An 18,631-nucleotide genomic window follows, 5' to 3' on the forward strand; every position below is an offset into this window, starting at 1 on the left:
GACCATGATCAAGGAATTCCGGCTGCCGGACCTGGGCGAGGGCCTCACCGAATCGGAGATCCTCAGCTGGAAGGTGGGGGTGGGCGATACCGTCTCGCTAAACCAGGTGATCGCCGAGGTTGAGACTGCCAAGGCTGTGGTGGAGCTCCCGTCCCCGTTTGCCGGGGTCATCAAAGAGCTCCACGAACAGCCGGGAGCCGTCGTGGAGGTGGGCAAGCCGATCGTCTCCTTCGAGGTGGCGGACGACGCCGGCCCGGCACCTTCCGGGGCAGGCGGCGCCGCCGCTTCGGTCAGGGATGCGGGCAAGGACTCGGGCGAGGATGTTAGGGAGGCTGCGGGGCAGGCAGCGGGGGAGAGCTCCGCCGGGACCCCCAAGAGGGAGCCGAACCTCGTGGGCTACGGTGCCGTCGTCGAAAGCACTGGCCGGCCCGCACGGCGCCCGCGGACCTTCCCGGTGGCTGGTCCTGCCGGTTCGACGCCCGCGGCAACCACGCGCACCGACACAACGTCTGCCGAGACCACGTCTGCCGACGCCATGTCCGTGGAGGCCACGCCTGATGTGGCCAAAACCCCCGCGGTTGAGCACCTCGCGGCTGCGTCAGAGCATCCCGCAGGCGAGCGCCCACGGTCCACCCCGCCTGTCCGGAAGCTGGCCAAAGACCTTGGCGTAGACCTGGCCAGGGTTACCGGTACCGGACCCCAGGGACTGATTACCCGGGAGGACGTCCAGCACTTCATGGACAGCCAGTCCGCGGGCGCAGCATCGGCCGGCGCGGCTGCCGCGGACCATGCGGGTGTGCAGGCCGGCGGGGGTGCGCGGGAAACGCGCACCGCCATCAAAGGGGTCCGCAAGTTCACGGCCGCAGCCATGGTGCAGAGTGCCTTCACCGCGCCGCATGCCACCGAGTTCCTGACGGTCGACGTCACGCCGTCCATGGAACTGCTCGCCAGGCTCCGGGACAGCCGGGAGTTCGCGGGCGTCAAACTCACGCCGCTGACCCTGGCCGCGAAAGCGGTGCTGATCGCCCTCCGGCGCAATCCTTCCCTCAACTCGCGCTGGGACGGGGAGAACCAGGAGATCATCACGTTCCATTACGTGAACCTGGGCATTGCAGCCGCCACGCCCCGAGGGCTCACGGTCCCCAATATCAAGGACGCGGATTCGTTGTCCCTGGCCCAGCTGGCGCAAGCCCTCTCAGCGCTCGCCGACACGGCCCGTGCCGGCAAGACCCCTCCGGCCGACCTCGCCGGCGGCACGGTCTCGATCACCAACATTGGTGTTTTCGGGATTGACGCCGGCACCCCCATCCTCAACCCCGGCGAAGCGGCGATCCTTGCCCTGGGAGCCGTGCGCAGGATGCCTTGGGAGTGCCGGGGGGACATTGCCCTGCGCCAGGTGATGACCCTCAGCCTTTCCTTCGACCACCGGCTGGTGGACGGCGAACAGGGCTCGCGCTTCCTTGCCGACGTCGGTGCCATCCTCGCGGATCCCGGCCTGGTGCTGACCATGGTGTGACCCTCGAGTTCTTGTCCGGATACGCAGGGTTCCAACCGGTTTAAGCCTGCATATCCGGACAAAAACTCCGGGCTTCAGGGGGTGGTCTGGGAGTCCGCCAGCAGCGCGGCCAGGGCCATGCTCTCGAGCAGGGGCCGGGCGGTTCCGGACGCCATCTTCCTCCCGTGGCTCCGGACCGAGTGGGGGGTGGAGTTGATGAGCCCGAACGTGGCATGGGCCCGCATCCGGAGCTCCGAAGCGTCGGTCTCGGGATGGAGCCCCGCGAGGACCTCCACCCACACCTCCACATAGCTCCGTTGGAGGGTCCTGACAGCCGCCTGGTCCTCATCGGAGAGGCAGCTGAAATCCCTGTCCTGGACCCTGATGACGTCCGGCTTCCCCAGCGCGAAGTCCACCTGGAACGCCACCAGGCTGCGCAGGGCCGCCAGGGGATCGGCGTTTTCTGCCGCCACCCGGCGCCCGCCGTCCAGGAGTTCCTGGCTGACGGTGACCAGGAGGTCCGCCAGGACTGCCTGCTTGCCGGGAAAGTGTCGGTAAACGGCCGGGCCGCTGACGCCGGCGGCGGCGCCCAGATCCTCCAGGGAGACACGGCTGAACCCGTGCAGCGCGAACAGCGAAGCTGCAGCGGACAGGAGCGCCTGGCGGCGGTTCTCCTTGGCCAGGCTGCGCTGGGTTGTGCTGGGGGACTGGTTTGGGCTGCTGGGCTCGGGCGGGCTGGCGGGCTGGGATGTGCCACTGGGCTGGGTCGTGCTGCTGGCCGCAGCGGCGTCGGTGCTTGGCACAATTCCTCCTCGGACCCCGGAAGTCTAGCAAGGCAGCTGCTGTGTTGGACATCACAGTTAATCGAGACTAACCTGAATTTCAGTTATTGAGTACTAACCGAGTTGGCCTTCTTGCCCCGGCCGGAACAGGAACAGGACGCGTCGATGGAGACCCTTGCCAGCAGGATCGACCCCGCCAGCAGCACGTTCGTGGCAAACCGCGAAGCCCAGCTTCTGCTGACGGAGGACCTGCGGAAAAGGCTCGCGGACGCTGCCCTGGGCGGACCGGAAAAGTCGAGGCAGCGGCATATGGGCCGGGGCAAGCTCCTGCCCCGCGAGCGCATCGACCGGTTGCTGGATGACGGCAGCCCCTTCCTTGAGATCGCTCCGCTGGCCGCCAACGGCATGTACAACAACGAGGCCCCCGGCGCGGGCGTCATTGCAGGCATCGGCCTGGTCCACGGCCGCCACGTGCTGGTGATTTCCAACGACGCCACGGTCAAGGGCGGGACCTACTATCCGCTGACGGTGAAGAAACACCTGCGGGCCCAGGAGATAGCCCTCGAGAACAGGCTCCCGTGCATCTACCTGGTGGATTCCGGCGGGGCCTTCCTGCCAAAACAGGACGAGGTGTTTCCGGACCGGGACCACTTCGGCCGTATCTTCTACAACCAGGCCCGGCTCTCAGCTGCCAAGATTCCCCAGATCGCCTCGGTCATGGGGTCCTGCACGGCCGGCGGAGCCTACGTGCCGGCCATGAGCGACGAAACAGTGATTGTCCGGAACCAGGGCACCATCTTCCTGGGCGGGCCGCCGCTGGTGAAGGCTGCGATCGGCGAAATCGTCACGCCGGAGGAGCTTGGCGGCGGGGAAGTGCATTCGAGGATCTCCGGCGTCACCGACCACCTCGCCGAAAACGACGAACACGCGCTGCAGATCATCCGGGACATCGTGTCCACGCTCCCGTCTTCTGCGCCGCCCGCCTGGGAGGTGGACGCCGCCGTCGAACCGTCCGTGGAACCGGAGGAGCTCTACGGTGCCGTCCCCACGGACGTCAACGCCGCCTACGACGTCCACGAGGTCATTGCCCGGCTGGTGGACGGCAGCCGGTTCCACGAATTCAAGAAGGAGTACGGCGCCACGCTGGTCACCGGGTTCGCGCGGCTGCACGGGCACCCTGTGGGGATCGTGGCCAACAACGGCGTCCTTTTCAGCGAATCCTCACTCAAGGGGGCCCACTTCATCGAACTCTGCGACCAGCGCGGCATTCCGCTGGTCTTCCTGCAGAACATCTCCGGTTTCATGGTGGGCAGGGACTCGGAACAGGGCGGCATCGCCAAGAACGGGGCCAAGATGGTCACCGCCGTAGCCACCGCCCGGGTGCCCAAGCTGACAGTGGTCATTGGCGGTTCCTTCGGTGCAGGCAACTACTCCATGTGCGGGCGTGCCTATTCACCGCGGTTCCTGTGGATGTGGCCGGCCGCCCGGATCTCGGTCATGGGCGGCAACCAGGCCTCAAGCGTCCTCGCCACCGTCAAACGGGACCAGTACGAAGCCGCCGGACAGGAATGGTCCGCCGAGGACGAGGAAGCCTTCAAGGCACCCATCCGCCAGCAGTACGAGGAGCAGGGCAGCCCGTACTACTCCACGGCCCGTCTCTGGGACGACGGCGTGATCGATCCGGCCGATACACGCACCGTCCTGGGCCTGGCACTGGACGTGGTGGCCCGCACGCCGTTGCCGGAAACCTCCTTCGGCCTCTTCAGGATGTGAGCGAGCACATGACCACCCCTTCCCTGGCCGGCACCCCCGCCGCCACCAGGCCCATGTTCGGCACCGTCCTGGTGGCCAACCGCGGCGAAATCGCCTGCCGCGTGATCCGGACGCTCAAGGCCCTGGGCATCCGCCCGGTGGCCGTCTACAGCGATGCCGACGCCGGTGCCCGGCACGTGCGCGAAGCGGACACCGCCGTCAGGATCGGCCCGGCAGCCGCCGCGGAGAGCTACCTGAACATCGGGGCGATCATCGAGGCCTGCCGCAGGACCGGGGCGGAGGCCGTGCACCCCGGCTACGGCTTCCTCAGCGAGAACGTGGAATTCGCCCGGGCCCTGGAACAGGCCGGGATCGCGTTCATCGGCCCGGGCGTGGAGGCCCTGAACATCATGGGGGACAAGATCCGGTCCAAGAACCATGTGGCGGGCTACGGCGTCCCCGTGGTGCCCGGCGTGGCACAACCGGGGATGAGCGATGCGGAGCTGGTTGACGCGGCCGCGGGCGTGGGTTTTCCGCTGCTGATCAAGCCCTCCGCGGGCGGCGGGGGCAAGGGCATGCATGTGGTGCAGCGCCCAGAAGACCTTGCGGCCACGCTGGCCACGGCCAGGCGGGTGGCGGCCAGTGCGTTCGGCGACGACACCCTGTTCCTGGAACGCCTGGTTACCACCCCGCGGCACATCGAGGTGCAGGTCCTGGCGGACAGCCACGGCAACGTCATCCACCTGGGCGAACGCGAGTGTTCACTGCAGCGGCGGCACCAGAAGGTCATCGAGGAGGCGCCGTCGCCGCTGCTCGAGGCCCTGCCGGACGGCGCCGCCATCCGCGCCCGCATCGGTGAAGCGGCCTGCAACGCGGCCCGCAGCGTGAACTACAGCGGCGCCGGAACGGTCGAATTCCTCGTCTCCGACGACGCGCCGGACCAGTTCTACTTCATGGAGATGAACACCAGGCTGCAGGTTGAGCACCCCGTCACGGAGATGGTTACCGGCATCGACCTCGTCGAGTGGCAGGTGCGGATCGCCGCCGGCGGGGAACTCACCGTCCGGCAGGCCGACGTCGAACTCCACGGCCACGCCGCGGAAGCGCGCGTCTACGCAGAGGTCCCCGAGAGGAACTTCCTGCCCTCCACCGGAACTGTGCTGCTGCTGGACGAACTGCCCGGTCCACAGCAACGTCCCGGTGCCCCCGCCCGCGTGGCAATGGACACGCCCCGCGGCAGGGTGCGGGTGGACTCGTCCCTGGTGGAGGGCGTGGAGGTTTCCTCCAGCTACGACCCCATGATCTCCAAGGTCATCGCCTGGGGGGAGGACCGCACAGCCGCCCTGGACACCCTGGACGCGGCGCTCGCCGGCTATACGGCGCTCGGCCTGGACACCAACGTGGAATACCTGCGGCTGCTGATCAATGATGCCGATGTCCGCGCCGGGCGGCTGGAGACCGGGCTGATCGAACGCAAACTGCCCGGTTTGTCCTTCCGGAGGGTTGCCGACGCCGAGCTGGCGGCGGCAGCGCTCTTCACCCTCGCCATGGAGGAACAGAACAACACGCCGCCGGCCCCGGGGCTCTGGCAGGCACGCAACGGCTGGCGGCTTGGGGCGCCGGCGCCGCGCCTGGTCAGCCTGGGAACGCCCGACGGCGGCGTTGCGGCCGTGCGTGTCAGCGGCACCCGGGATGCGGGGGCGGAAGCGGACGGCACTGCCCTGGACGGCACTGTTTCCGGAAGGACGTTGCTTGTGGCTGTGGGGGACGGGCCTGTTCGGCCGGCACGGCTGGAATTCCCCTCCCGGCGGCAGGCAGTGCTGACCCTCGACGGTCGCACCAGTACCTACTCCATCGCGCCGGTCTTCCGCGGCCCGGCGGACCCAACGCGTGATTCGCCGGTTGCCGGCATACCTGCGGAACTGTTCCTGGGCAATGAGGGCTGGTCCTGCCGGCTGGACGTACTGAGCCGGGAAGCACGGCTTGACCGGGTGCTTGCGGCCCTCCAGCGGGAGGAGGGTGCCACCGATCCCGCGGTGCGTTCACCCATGCCGGGAACAGTGGTTTCCGTTCCGGTCAGTGACGGGGACACCGTAGCGGCCGGCCAGCTTCTCGTCTCGGTCGAGGCCATGAAAATGGAGCACCAGCTGGTAGCCCCGCTGGACGGCACCGTCCATCTCACCGCCCGCCCCGGCGACCTGGTGAAGGCGGACCAGGTGTTGGCCACCATCCACCCCCACGCGGGAGACACAGACGCAGATACGGGCGCGGGCGCAGGCACAAACACAGACACAGATGCATTCAACGGCGAAGGAGCCTAGACATGGCAGGTTTTGAACTCAGCGAGGAATACCAGGACCTCAGCGACACGGTCCGGGACTTCGCGGACACCGTGGTGGCGCCGGTGTCCGCCAAGCACGACGAAGAGCACAGCTTCCCGTACGGCGTCGTCAAGCAGATGGCGGAAATGGGGCTGTTCGGCCTGCCCTTCCCCGAGGAATTCGGCGGAATGGGCGGGGACTACTTCGCCCTTGCCCTTGCCCTTGAGCAGCTGGGCCGGGTGGACCAGTCCGTGGCCATCACCCTGGAAGCCGGCGTCTCGTTGGGGGCCATGCCCATTTACCGCTTCGGCACCGACGCCCAGAAACAGGAGTGGCTGCCCATGCTCGCGTCCGGCCAGGCGCTCGCCGGCTTCGGGCTGACTGAACCGGAAGCAGGATCGGACGCGGGCGGCACCAAAACCACGGCGCGGCGAGAGACCGTCGGAGACAAGACAGACTGGGTGATCAACGGCAACAAGGAGTTCATCACCAACTCCGGAACGGACATCACCCGGCTGGTGACGGTCACCGCCGTTACCGGGCAAAAGGAACGCGGGGACGGCATGGTGCAGAAGGAAATCTCCACCATCCTGGTGCCCACGGACACCCCCGGGTTCAAGGCCGAAAAGCCGTACAACAAAGTGGGCTGGAACGCCTCGGACACCCACCCGCTGACGCTGAAGGACGTCCGCGTTCCGGAAGAAAACCTGCTGGGAGCGGAGGGCCGCGGCTACGCCAATTTCCTGTCCATCCTCGATGAAGGGCGGATCGCCATTGCCGCGCTGGCTGCGGGCGCAGCGCAGGGCTGCGTGGACCTGTCGGTCAAGTACGCCAAGGAGCGCAGCGCCTTCGGCCACCAGATCGGCAAGTACCAGGCCATCTCCTTCAAGATCGCGCGCATGGAGGCCCGTGCCCACACCGCGCGCCTGGCCTACTACGATGCGGCCTTCCGTATGCTTGCCGGAAAGCCGTTCAAGACCCAGGCGGCCATCGCTAAGATGGTCGCAGGCGAGGCAGCCATGGACAACGCGCGGGATGCCACCCAGGTATTCGGCGGCTATGGCTTCATCAACGAGTTCACCGTGGCACGCCACTACCGCGACTCCAAGATCCTTGAAGTGGGGGAAGGCACCACGGAGGTGCAGCTGATGCTGATCGCCCGCGAACTGGGTCTGTAGTACTGGCACTGTTGTAACTGGCACCGAAGCCGGCCTGAGAGGATCACCGATGATTGACAAGGTTGTTGCCAGCGCTGGGGAAGCCGTAGCGGACATCCCGGACGGGGCGTCCCTGGCGGTGGGCGGATTCGGCCTCTGCGGAATCCCGGTCACCCTCATTGACGCACTGCACCGAGCAGGGACAACGGACCTGGAAACCGTCAGCAACAACTGCGGCGTGGACGACTGGGGACTCGGCATCCTGCTCCGGGACGGGCGGATCCGCCGCACCATCAGCTCCTACGTGGGTGAGAACAAGGAGTTCGCCCGGCAGTACCTGGCCGGCGAGCTTGAGGTGGTGCTCACCCCGCAGGGCACCCTGGCCGAGAAGCTGCGCGCCGGCGGCGCCGGAATCCCTGGCTTCTACACCAAGGCAGGGGTGGGCACCCAGGTGTCAGAGGGCGGGCTGCCCCAAAAGTACGACGCCGAGGGCGGGATTGCCGTGGCTTCCGCACCTAAGGAGGTGCGCTCCTTCGGCGGGGTCGACTATGTGCTGGAGGAAGCCTTGACCCCGGACTTCGGGCTTGTCCATGCCTGGAAAGGGGACCGGCACGGAAACCTGGTCTTCCACGCCACCGCCATGAACTTCAACCCCCTGTGCGCCATGGCCGGCAGGATCACCATTGCCGAGGTGGAGGAGCTCGTGGAGCCGGGCGAGCTGGACCCGGAACACATCCACACCCCGGGCATCTTCGTCCAGCGTGTGGTCCTTGCCGCAAACGCGGAGAAACGCATCGAGAAACGGACCGTGGCCCTGGCCCGGCCCGGACAGGCAGCATCCGCACACAACGCCGGCAGCCCCCGGCAGGCAGGAGCATAGCCATGGACCCCAACAGCCCCGACGCTCCCCGGCCCGAAGGCGTGCGGCCAGAGTACCGCCGGGCGGCGGCGCAGCAGCACGAGGTGCAGGCGGACGGAGCTGGCGCCAATGGGTGGACCCGGAACGAACTTGCGGCCCGGGTGGCCAAGGAGCTCAGCAACGGCCAGTACGTCAACCTCGGCATCGGCATGCCCACCCTCATCCCCAACTACATTCCTGATGGAGTGGAAGTGGTGCTCCACTCGGAGAACGGAATCCTCGGCGTCGGCCCCTATCCGGAGGAAAACGCCATTGATCCGGACCTGATCAACGCGGGCAAGGAGACAATCACCGTCAACAAGGGTGCCGCGTTCTTCGATTCGGCTTCTTCCTTCGGCATGATCCGCGGCGGCCACGTGGACGTGGCCGTCCTGGGCGCCATGGAGGTGGCCGCCAACGGTGACCTGGCCAACTGGATGATTCCGGGCAAGATGGTCAAGGGAATGGGCGGCGCCATGGACCTGGTGTTCGGCGCCAAGAAGGTGATCGTGATGATGGAGCACGTGGACCGCAACGGTAACCCGAAGATCGTCCAGGAGTGCTCCCTGCCGCTGACCGGCAAAGGCTGTGTTGACCGGATCATCACGGACCTGGCCGTCATCGACGTCGTGGCGGACGAATACGGGTCCCGGCTGGTGCTGCGCGAACTGGCACCCAACGTGTCAGCGGAGGACGTTGCCGCCGCCACCGGGGCCGAGCTGTTCGAAGAGGACCAGGAACTGACAGTATGAGCGGCGGTGGCGGCGCTGCGGCAGGCTCAACCGGCGGGGAACCGCGGGTGGTGGAACAGCGGGGACTGTACTTCGAGGAACTGGAAGAAGGGGTCACGTACGCCCACCGCCCTGGCCGCACCGTGACAGAGGCGGACAACGTCCTGTTCACCACGCTCACCATGAACACCCAGGCCCTGCACCTGGATGCCGCCTGGAGTGCCGGGCAGCCCTTCGGCCAGCGGCTCATGAACTCCATGTTCACCCTGGCCACCATGGTGGGCCAGTCCGTTTCCCAGCTGACGCAGGGGACCATCATTGCGCAGCTGGGCCTGACGGAGGTCTCGTTCCCGCACCCGCTCTACCACGGTGACACGCTCTACACCGAGACGGTCATCAGCGGAAAGCGGCTCTCGGGCTCCCGGCCCGGGCAGGGAATCGTCACCATGGAGCACACTGGCCGCAACCAGGACGGCACGGTGGTGGCACTTGCCACGCGGAGCTGCCTGATGTGGACGCGGGAAGCCCATACGGGCCAGCCCGGCAGAGGGCAGGGGAACGGACAGGAGACAATGCCGGTATGACTTTCGTAATGGGCCCTGCCCTGCTGTTCTGCCCCGCCGACCGGCCCGAGCGCTACCAGAAGGCCGCTGCCCGGGCGGACGCCGTCATCCTGGACCTTGAGGACGCCGTGGCACCAGCGGACAAGCAGCGTGCCCGCGGCGCCATCCTGGCCCAAGTGGGGACCACCGGGGTGGAGCCGGAGCTTGAACCCAGCTGCACCATCGTGCGGGTAAACCCCGCAGGCACCGAGGAGTTCGAGAAGGATCTTCACTGCCTTGCCCACACGCCCTACCGGACGGTCATGCTGGCCAAGACGGAAACTGTCCAGCAGCTTGAAGCCCTGGACGGTTACAAAGTCATCGCGCTGTGTGAAACAGCGCTGGGAGTCCTCAATGCCCCCGCCATTGCCGCCGCCCCCAACGTGGTGGGCCTGATGTGGGGGGCAGAGGACCTGCTGGCATCGCTGGGCGGAACCTCCAGCAGGACGGCCGACGGCGGTTACCGGGCCGTGGCGCTGCACGCCCGTTCCGCCGTGCTGCTGGCTGCGCGCGCCCACGGCAAGGAGGCGGTGGACGCTGTGTACACGGACATCCCGAATCTGGCCGGGCTGGCGGAGGAAGCGGCCGACGCCGTGGCCTCCGGCTTCAGCTCCAAAGCGTGCATCCATCCGAGCCAGGCCGCTGTGGTCCGGGCCGCCTACGCACCCTCCGCTGCCGACGTCGCGGCTGCTGAAGCCCTCCTCGAGGCTGCAGCATCGGCCGGCTCGGGAGTGTTCCAGCACCAGGGAAAGATGATCGACGGTCCCATCCTCAAGCACGCCCAGGAAATCATCCGCCGCGCCCAGGCCATCGGGTAGCCGGCCCGCTCACCCCGGCCGCCCGGGGGAGCGCCGCAGTGACAACGGCGGAATCGGCTCGTAGAGCAGCGTCCGCACCCAACGGTTCCCGGTCTTCCTGAACTCTTTCCGGCTGGCAAAGCGGTAGTGGTAGCTGCGCACGCGCACCCAGCGCGGCGGTGCGCCGTCGAACGGGTCATGGCGGAGGAGCCGCAGGGTCTGCCGGTCCGCCTCCAGCAGCTTTCCCAGGAAGGCGTAGAACCATTCCTCGTGGACGGTCCTCAGCGGCAGGAACCACATCAGCCAGTCAAGCCGCAGGTGGTAGGGCGCCCACTGCCGGGGGAGCCTGCGGACGTCACCCGGCTTGCCCCTGAAACCGTACTCCCGCCAGTCGGAGGACTCGTCCGGATCCTCGTCGAAGGTTCCCTCCACCACAATCTCAATCCGCTGCTTGGTCACGGTGCCGAATGCCCCGTAGGTATTGACCAGCTGCCACCGGTTGAAGCTGGCATTCATCAGCTGGCGGCGGGAGAAAAGGTTGCGCAGCGGCCAGTAGCTGAGGACCGCCAGCAGCAGCGTGGCCGCCAGGGTAAGGGCCAGCCACCACAGGGGAGTCTCCCTCTCCACGCCGGCCTGGCCGTGCCAGTCCAGGGGGATGGCCGGCAGCACGGCATGCGCAACGGGATCGCTAACGGCGGCGAAGGCCAGCACGATGGCAATCCAGTTCAGCCAGGCGAAGTTGCCTGTGGCCACCAGCCACAGCTGCGTGAAAATGACGATCCCCGCGGCCACGCTGGCGACGGGCTGGGGTGCGAACAGGAAGAACGGCACCACGAGCTGGGCGAAGTGGTTGCCGAGGACTTCAACCTTGTGCAGGGGCTTCGGCAGGAGGTGCGCCTGCCGGCTCAGCGGCCCAGGCATCGGCTGGGTCTCGTGGTGGTAGTACAGGGCCGTCAGGTCACGCCATTCCCGGCCGCCGCGGATCTTGATCATCCCGGCACCGAATTCCAGCCGGAACACCAGCCACACGATCAGGATCAGGATGGTGCGCGGCGGGTCGGTCTGGTCCGAGCCCAGGAAAGCGACGGTGAAGCCGGCCTCCAGGAGCAGCATCTCCCAGCCGAAGCCGTAGAACGTCTGTCCCACATTGACGATGGACATATACAGCAGCCACAGGGCCAGGAAGGCGACGAGTGGAACCCAAGGCGGGCCCTGCTGCGGGATGCCGGCCACCAGCAGCGCCGACACCAGCAGCCCGGCGGCACACACCCAGCGCAGCAGCCGGTCCGTGTACCGCCAGCGGAACAGCGTGGGCCGCCGCAGGCGGCTGAAACCGGACAGGAAGTCGGGTACCGGGAGAAGGCCCCGCTCACCCAGAAGCGCCGGGAACTGGTTCAGCGAGGACAGGAACGCGACGAAGTACAGGGCCGCCACACCCCGCTGCAGCACCTGCCGCGCGAATTCGTATTCCGGCGCATCGAACCAGGAGAGCCAGTCCACGCAACCCACGTTACGCCGACGCCCGTCAGGGATGCCACAGGGGAACCCCACCAGGGGGATGCCACTAGGATCGAGGGATGTTCGTGCTGGTGCTGATCGCCGTTATTGCAGGCGCGCTGGCCCAGCGGATCGCGGGCCTGGGCTTTGGGCTGCTCGTTTCCCCGGTGCTGGTGGTGCTCCTGGGCCCTTTCGACGGCGTGATGATCGTCAATCTTTGCGGCGCCACGTCATCGCTCCTTATCCTCTCCCGGGTGTGGCGGCACGTCGCCTGGAAGAAGTACTTCGGGCTGGCGCTCGCAGCACTGGCCGGCGTATTGCCCGGTGCCTGGCTGGCGAGCAACGTGCCGGAAGCCCCGCTGCAGATCTGCATCGGTGTCCTGCTCCTCATCGCCCTGCTCGCGTCCCAGCGGCTGACCAGGAGTTCCTGGCGTGCCAGCGGCCCGGTCCCCATGGCGTCCCTGGGGTTTTCCAGCGGCCTGATGAATGCCGCCGCGGGCGTTGGCGGTCCTGCCATCACGGCCTATGCCATCGCCACCCGATGGGAGCAGAAGAGCTTCAGCGCCACCCTCCAGCCGTACTTCATCACCACCGGGTTCACGTCGCTGCTCACCAAGTACGTGCTGTCCGGCGGGCACGTCCCTGCCTTGGAAGGCTGGCAGTGGCTGGCGATCCTGGCAGCGATGGTTGCGGGCATCGCTGCGGGCGACCTGCTGGCCGGCCGGGTGCGCCCCGCGTCCGCCCGCCGCATCGTCACAATCATTGCCTACCTGGGTGCCGTGGCCACGCTGGCCAAGGGCCTGGTGGAACTCGCGGCCGCCTGAGTACGTGGCCCGGTGCGCCGGCCTGCACAAACATGTTTTGCTGGATCCATGACACGTGTTGCGGTAATAGGTGCAGGTATCGTCGGGCTGTCCACAGCCCATGCCCTCCAGAAGGCAGGCGCGGACGTCACTGTCTACGAGTCCGGGACCCCGGGCTCAGGACAGTCAGCCGGGGAATCGAGGATCTTCCGGCACGCCCACGACGACGTCCGGCTGGCCTCGTTCGTGCGTCACAGCCGCGCCCTCTGGCGGGAGTGGGAGGCGGACTTCGGTGTGGAACTGGTCTCCGGCGCCGGTGCGGTGGCTATTGGGGACAGCGTGGAGGACAAGCTCCGCGTTCTCAGCGGCCTGCCCGGAGTCCCTATTAGGCTGCTTACCCCTGGACAACTTGCGGCCGCGCTGCCGATCCTCGCAGACTTCCACGGCAAGGCGATGCTCGATGCCCACGGCGGGGCAATCCGCACCAGCGCCGCGTTCCGGGCCCTGGCCGGCAAGCTCAAGGACGCCCTCGTGGCGGACCATGTCATGGCTGTCCGGCCCACTCCCGGCCAGGGTGTGGAGGTCCGGACCGGGACCCGCGTGGACCGGTTCGACCATGCAGTCCTGTGCGCCGGACGCGGCACGGCAGCCCTGGCGCGGGGCGCCGGACTGGACATACCCGTTGAACTTGCCGCGCACGCCCGCGTGACGTTCCGCGTGCGGGATGTCACGCCTGCCCCGCTGCCAACATTCCAGGACGGCAGCGGGGTATTCGGGGAGACCGGCGTTTACGCGGCGCCCTCGGCCGACAACCTGCGTTACTCAGTGGGCTTGAGCGAAACAACCGACGTGCGCCAGGACGGGAGCCTCGCCGACCCGGCTGCCCTGGAGTCGTTGGCGGCGCGTGCCGCAGCCTACGTGCGGACTGCGCTGCCCGGCCTCGATCCCGAACCGGCCGGCTACGTCCACTGCTGGGTGACGCGACTGCCGTGGGGCGATGACGGCGTGGGAATCTGGTCAGCCGGCAGCGTCAGCGCCGTGGCCGGGCACAACCTCTTCAAGCAGGCGCCGGCGCTGGGGGAGGCGCTGGCAGAAACAGCACTGTCCGGCGTCGTGCCCGCAGTCCTGCGGCCTGAATCGCAGCTTGGAAGGTCCTGAACGGCCGGGCGGCACGGTGCGGGATACTTAAGCAATGCAGCCACGCAGAATCGTCCTCCTCGGATCCACCGGTTCCATCGGCACCCAGGCGATTGACGTCGTCGACGGCGCCCCGCACCTTTTCGAGGTGGTGGCCCTCAGTACCGGGGGAGGCAACCTGGAGCTGCTCGCCCGCCAGGCAGTGCACACCGGCGCGTCCGTGATCGGCATTGCCGGCGGTGACCCCGCACAGTTGGCATCGCTGGTGGCCGCCGCTGCCGCGGCGGCGGGAAAGCCCGGCTACCGGCCGGAGATCATCGCCGGACCGGACGCCTCCACGCGGATCGCCGGCGTTGAGGCGGACGTGGTGCTCAATGGAATTACCGGCTCGATCGGACTGGCGCCCACGCTGGCCGCCCTGCGCTCCGGCGCCACACTCGCCCTGGCCAACAAGGAATCCCTCATTGTGGGCGGATCGCTGGTGAAGGCAGCCGCCCGGGAAGGGCAGATCGTACCCGTGGACTCCGAACATTCAGCGATCGCCCAGTGCCTGCGCTCGGGTTCGGCCGGGGAAGTGGAAAAACTGATCCTGACCGCATCCGGCGGCCCCTTCCGCGGCAGGAACAGGGACGAACTGCACGGCGTCACCCCACAGGAAGCCTTGGCCCACCCCACCTGGGACATGGGCGTCATGGTCACCACCAACTCGGCCACGCTCGTCAACAAGGGCCTGGAAGTTATTGAGGCGCACCTCCTCTTCGACGTGCCGCTTGACCGGATCGACGTGGTGGTCCATCCCCAGTCCGTGGTGCACTCCATGGTGCAGTTCATCGATGGTTCCATCATCGCCCAGGCATCCCCGCCGGACATGCGCCTCCCCATCGCACTGGGACTGGGCTGGCCGGACCGGGTGCCCAAAGCCGCCGCAGCCTGCGACTGGACGCGCGCGGCCACCTGGACCTTCGAGCCGCTGGACACGGAGGCCTTTCCCGCCGTCGGACTCGCCAAGCACGCAGCGGGGCAGGGCAGCACGTTCCCCGCCGTGTTCAACGCCGCGAATGAGGAAGCCGTCACAGCCTTCCACGCCGGGCGCATCAGGTTTACGGACATTGTGGACACGATCGATGCCGTCCTCAGCGAACACCCAGGGTCCTCCGGGCTGACGGTGGAGTCGGTGCTGGATGCTGAAAGCTGGGCACGTGCCCGCGCCAATGAACGTTTAGCAGTCAGAAGTCTCTAGGAAGCAGCAGCACGTCAATGACCCCCGTCCTCCTTTTTGTCCTCGGCGTCGTCTTTGTGGCGATCGGCATTGCCGTGTCCATTGCGCTGCACGAAGTGGGGCACCTGGTGCCCGCCAAGCTGTTCAAGGTCCGCGTCACCAAATACATGATCGGCTTCGGCCCCACCCTCTGGTCCAGGCGGAAGGGTGAAACCGAATACGGTGTGAAGGCCATCCCGCTGGGTGGCTTCGTGTCCATGATCGGCATGTACCCGCCCAACAAGGATGACGGCTCCGTCCGCCCCTCCAGCACCGGCATGTTCCAGACCCTGGCCACCGAAGCCCGGTCCATGGCCCACGAGGAAGTGGGGCCAGGTGACGAAAAGCGGGTGTTCTACCGGCTTCCGGTCTGGAAGAAGGTCATCGTGATGCTGGGCGGCCCGGCCATGAACATGGTCCTCGGCGTGCTCCTCACTGCGGTGCTGCTCATGGGCTTTGGCATGGCCACGGCCACCACCACCATTTCCGAGGTGTCCAAATGCCAGGTGGCGGCGGGGGAAACGGTGGATCCGGATTCGGCGGACTGCCAGCCCACGCCCGCTGCCGCGGCCGGCCTCAGGCCCAATGACAGGATCACCTCCTTCGACGGCAAGACCGTGACCGGCTGGGACCAGCTGACGGAATGGATCCGGGCCTCCGCCGGGCGCGAGGTGGGCATCACCGTTGAGCGGGACGGCGCCCAGGTGTCCACCACGGTGACCCCGGTGCTGTCGGCCCGGCCCGTCATCGGGGCGGACGGCCGCCAGGAAACGGACGACGCCGGCACCCTCCGCTACCAGGACGTCGGCTTCCTGGGCATCGGCTCCCAGACCGAACTTGTGGCCCAGCCGGCGTCGTCCGTCCTGCCCATGGCGGGGGAGAACATCCGCCAGGTGGCAGGGGTGGTGTTCAACCTGCCCGCCCGCGTGGTGGGTGTGGCAAAGGCTGCCTTCAGCGAGGAGCCCCGCGACCCCAACGGCCCCATCAGCGTGGTGGGCGTAGGACGCGTCGCCGGGGAAGTGGCCGCCATGGAAGAAATCCCGGTGCAGTCCCGGCTGGCCGCACTGATCGGGCTGCTGGCGGGCCTGAACTTCGCACTCGCGGTCTTCAACCTGATACCGCTGCTGCCCCTCGACGGCGGCCATGTTGCCGGTGCCCTGTACGAGGGGGCCCGGCGCCAGGTGGCCAAGCTGTTTGGCAAACCTGACCCGGGTGCCTTCGACATCGCCAAGCTGCTGCCAGTGACCTACGTGGTGGCCGCCCTGCTGATGGGCATGAGCGCCCTCCTCATCTACGCCGACATCGTGAAGCCGGTGAACCTCTTCGGCTGACACTGTGCCCTCCATCCGGAGGGACGCCGTAGCAGCCTTTTCAGGAAGGGCGATCACATGAATCCGCAGGACACCGGCCGCTGGATCCGTGCGGGACTGTGGGCGCTGCCTGCATCCTGGCTTCTCACGGCCTGGTCTTCCCTGGAGCCCCAGCCGGACCAGGAGATTGACCCCGGCGCCTGGGCACGGTTCGTCAGTTCGTACTCCTACCAGGCCAGCCATCTCGTCGGCAGTACGGGAGGCACCATCCTGGCTGTCTTCGGGCTCTTTGCGCTGGGCTGTTTTCTGGCAGGCGGCCGGTCCGGACGCCTGGCGCTGGCGGCAATGGTCATAGCGGCTGCCGGTACCGCGTTGCTGTTGGTGCCTGCAGTTATTTCCACCTTCGTGACTCCGGCTGTGGGGAGGGCTTACCTGGCGGGGAACCAGGACGTCATGCAGCTCGAGTTCCCTGGATCGATGTCGGCGGCGTTCATGGCCGGGCTGGTGCTTGCCTTTGTTCGGACTGTCCTGCTCGGCGTCGCGGTCTGGCGTTCACGCGTGCTCCCGCGGTGGGCAGGAGCACTGTGGGTGACCGGCGCCGTCGTGTTCTACGCCCTCGGGGTGGTTCTGGGGCAGGCGACAACGGGGAGCAGCCTGCCCACCCAAAGCGCCGGAGCTGCGCTGTTGGCAGTTGCCGCCGGTGGGATTGCCTGGCGTGGTTCAGCCCGGCAGGGGCGGGAGTTATCTCCTGCAGGGTGACTACGTAAAATCAGCATATTTTGACTGATATTAAATAATCAGCCAAATATGTTTGATTGGTGATCCTCACCCGCGTACGGTTAGGGCATGTACGTCCTCACGATCGACCAGCAGGGCAGCACCTCCGATATTGACCGCGTCCCGGAGCTGATCGCCGCCCTGCGGAACCTTACGCCCGTGCCCTTTGAACGTTCGGTAGGGGACGAACTCCAGGGAGTGGTGGAACAGGCCGCCGATGTGGTGGATGTGGCACTGCATGCGCTCCGCGACGGGCACTGGTACGTGGGCATAGGAATCGGGGCCGTGGGGTTGGCGCCAGGTGCCAGCCCGCGCGAGGGCTCCGGAAGCGGCTTTGTGGCGGCCCGCAAAGCCGTGGAACTCGCCAAGGGTGCCGCCGGCCAGGTTCCGTTGTCAGTGGTGTCCGGCACCATGGTCCGCAGTAAGGATCTTCAAGCCCACGCCGGGGAGGACGCCATGGCCAGCGCAAATGCCCAGGCGGTGCTTCGCTTGATTGGACGCCTGGTGCAGCAGCGCACCGAGGCCCAGTGGCGGGTGGTGGACCGGCTGCGGGCCATCCAGGGTGGAGCCAGGCATGGCAGCCAAAAACAGGTGGCCCGGGAGTTGGGAATAACCGAACAGTCGGTGAGCCGTGCCGTGCTGAGGTCCGGGTGGCAGGAAGAATGGGCGGCGAGGCCGGCAGCCGCCATGCTGCTGGACTACGCCCATTCCTTGGCAGCCCGCACTTCAACGGAAGGAAACCGGTGAACGTACTCTGGATCGCGGTTGCGCTGCTCGTTGCCGGATTCGCCGGGTGGCCAGTGACTGCACTGGTGTTCCGGCTGGCCAGGACCATCGACGACAGGGCAGACGCAGCCAAGGCTGCGGAGGACGCCAAAAGGGCCGCCGAAGATCCGTCCGCGGATGTGACCGTTGACCTGCCGCCCGCCGGCGGGTCCCAGGGCGTCGACGGCGAGCTGACCGCAGCTGCCGACGCGCCGCCGTCGGGCCTTGCCGGCTCCGGACCGGCCGCTCCCGCCCAGCGCATTCTTCGGGGCGGTGCCATCATCGGAATCCTCGAGCGGCTGGGAGTGTGCCTCGCCATCCTCACCGGCCAGCCGGTGGCCATCGCCTACATTGTGGCCATCAAGGGCCTGGGCAGGTTCGCGGAGCTCAAGGAAACGCCGGTGGCGGCTGAACGGTTCATTATTGGAACGCTGGCGTCCATGCTGTGGGCGGCGGGAACAGCCGCAGCTATCAAGGTCCTCTTCCTGGCCTGATCGCAGGCGTCCCATACAGCTGCCAAGCCGCCCCTCCGGCCAGGCGCGTCCACCC

17 protein-coding genes are annotated in these 18,631 nt (G+C 67.4%); 15 read left to right on the top strand and 2 right to left on the bottom strand.

Annotation, left to right across the window (positions count from 1 at the left end; translation table 11 throughout):
• Nucleotides 1–4 precede the first annotated feature (4 nt).
• A complete protein-coding gene (locus AC6CHP_RS14810) occupies nt 5–1,516 on the top strand; it encodes a dihydrolipoamide acetyltransferase family protein (protein WP_498230687.1) in 1,512 nt (503 codons plus the stop codon).
• 74 nt (nt 1,517–1,590) lie between these two features.
• On the opposite strand, the gene AC6CHP_RS14815 is transcribed toward AC6CHP_RS14810, so the two are convergent.
• Entirely contained in the window at nt 1,591–2,298 is a 708-nt protein-coding gene (locus AC6CHP_RS14815) for an SACE_7040 family transcriptional regulator (RefSeq protein ID WP_188732150.1), read from the bottom strand.
• Nucleotides 2,299–2,442: 144 nt separating this feature from the next.
• Between AC6CHP_RS14815 and AC6CHP_RS14820 the strand changes: the two genes are divergently transcribed.
• From AC6CHP_RS14820 to AC6CHP_RS14850, 7 genes are read left to right on the top strand one after another with little or no spacing between them, the layout of a single operon-like run.
• Nucleotides 2,443–4,050, top strand: coding sequence for a carboxyl transferase domain-containing protein (locus tag AC6CHP_RS14820; RefSeq protein ID WP_498230689.1), 1,608 nt, complete (start codon nt 2,443–2,445; stop codon nt 4,048–4,050).
• 8 nt (nt 4,051–4,058) lie between these two features.
• On the top strand, nt 4,059–6,350 hold the full coding sequence (locus AC6CHP_RS14825) for an acetyl/propionyl/methylcrotonyl-CoA carboxylase subunit alpha (RefSeq protein WP_498230691.1): 2,292 nt from the start codon (nt 4,059–4,061) through the stop codon (nt 6,348–6,350).
• 2 nt (nt 6,351–6,352) lie between these two features.
• Nucleotides 6,353–7,528 carry an acyl-CoA dehydrogenase family protein gene (locus AC6CHP_RS14830; protein ID WP_498230693.1) on the top strand — a complete coding sequence of 392 codons (1,176 nt, stop codon included), beginning with the start codon at nt 6,353–6,355 and terminating at the stop codon, nt 7,526–7,528.
• A 49-nt stretch (nt 7,529–7,577) separates the two neighbouring features.
• On the top strand, nt 7,578–8,387 hold the full coding sequence (locus tag AC6CHP_RS14835) for a CoA transferase subunit A (RefSeq protein ID WP_427115267.1): 810 nt from the start codon (nt 7,578–7,580) through the stop codon (nt 8,385–8,387).
• Nucleotides 8,388–8,389: 2 nt separating this feature from the next.
• A complete protein-coding gene (locus AC6CHP_RS14840; protein WP_498230696.1) occupies nt 8,390–9,157 on the top strand; it encodes a CoA transferase subunit B in 768 nt (255 codons plus the stop codon).
• Nucleotides 9,154–9,720: a MaoC family dehydratase gene (locus AC6CHP_RS14845; RefSeq protein ID WP_188732143.1), complete on the top strand. Its 567-nt coding sequence runs from the start codon at nt 9,154–9,156 to the stop codon at nt 9,718–9,720. The genes AC6CHP_RS14840 and AC6CHP_RS14845 overlap by 4 nt, the downstream gene beginning before the upstream one ends.
• The gene (locus AC6CHP_RS14850) at nt 9,717–10,556 is read left to right on the top strand and encodes an HpcH/HpaI aldolase/citrate lyase family protein (protein WP_498230698.1); all 840 of its coding nucleotides are present in this window, start codon (nt 9,717–9,719) and stop codon (nt 10,554–10,556) included. Before AC6CHP_RS14845 ends, AC6CHP_RS14850 begins: the two co-directional genes overlap by 4 nt.
• 9 nt (nt 10,557–10,565) lie before the next feature.
• Here AC6CHP_RS14850 and AC6CHP_RS14855 read toward each other — a convergent pair whose 3' ends face one another.
• A complete protein-coding gene (locus AC6CHP_RS14855) occupies nt 10,566–12,035 on the bottom strand; it encodes a lipase maturation factor family protein (protein ID WP_498230700.1) in 1,470 nt (489 codons plus the stop codon).
• Nucleotides 12,036–12,112: 77 nt separating this feature from the next.
• Here AC6CHP_RS14855 and AC6CHP_RS14860 point away from each other — a divergent pair, with 77 nt between their 5' ends.
• From AC6CHP_RS14860 to AC6CHP_RS14890, 7 genes are all read left to right on the top strand, one after another.
• On the top strand, nt 12,113–12,856 hold the full coding sequence (locus AC6CHP_RS14860) for a TSUP family transporter (RefSeq protein WP_188732137.1): 744 nt from the start codon (nt 12,113–12,115) through the stop codon (nt 12,854–12,856).
• Between the two features lie 48 nt (nt 12,857–12,904).
• Nucleotides 12,905–13,993 (top strand): NAD(P)/FAD-dependent oxidoreductase, encoded by a 1,089-nt coding sequence (locus tag AC6CHP_RS14865; RefSeq protein WP_498230703.1) that lies wholly within the window; start codon nt 12,905–12,907, stop codon nt 13,991–13,993.
• Nucleotides 13,994–14,027: 34 nt separating this feature from the next.
• Complete coding sequence (dxr, locus tag AC6CHP_RS14870; protein WP_377195730.1) at nt 14,028–15,212, top strand: 1-deoxy-D-xylulose-5-phosphate reductoisomerase; 1,185 nt, start codon at nt 14,028–14,030, stop codon at nt 15,210–15,212.
• A 17-nt stretch (nt 15,213–15,229) separates the two neighbouring features.
• Nucleotides 15,230–16,561, top strand: a complete 1,332-nt coding sequence (locus tag AC6CHP_RS14875) for a M50 family metallopeptidase (RefSeq protein ID WP_498230705.1) — start codon at nt 15,230–15,232, stop codon at nt 16,559–16,561.
• A gap of 57 nt (nt 16,562–16,618) precedes the next feature.
• A complete protein-coding gene (locus tag AC6CHP_RS14880; protein WP_498230707.1) occupies nt 16,619–17,299 on the top strand; it encodes a hypothetical protein in 681 nt (226 codons plus the stop codon).
• Nucleotides 17,300–17,386: 87 nt separating this feature from the next.
• Entirely contained in the window at nt 17,387–18,064 is a 678-nt protein-coding gene (locus AC6CHP_RS14885) for a MarR family transcriptional regulator (RefSeq protein WP_188732129.1), read from the top strand.
• Complete coding sequence (locus AC6CHP_RS14890) at nt 18,061–18,576, top strand: hypothetical protein (protein WP_188732127.1); 516 nt, start codon at nt 18,061–18,063, stop codon at nt 18,574–18,576. The genes AC6CHP_RS14885 and AC6CHP_RS14890 overlap by 4 nt, the downstream gene beginning before the upstream one ends.
• The last annotated feature ends 55 nt before the right edge of the window (nt 18,577–18,631 follow it).

It is taken from the genome of Pseudarthrobacter sp. GQ63 (assembly GCF_059758765.1).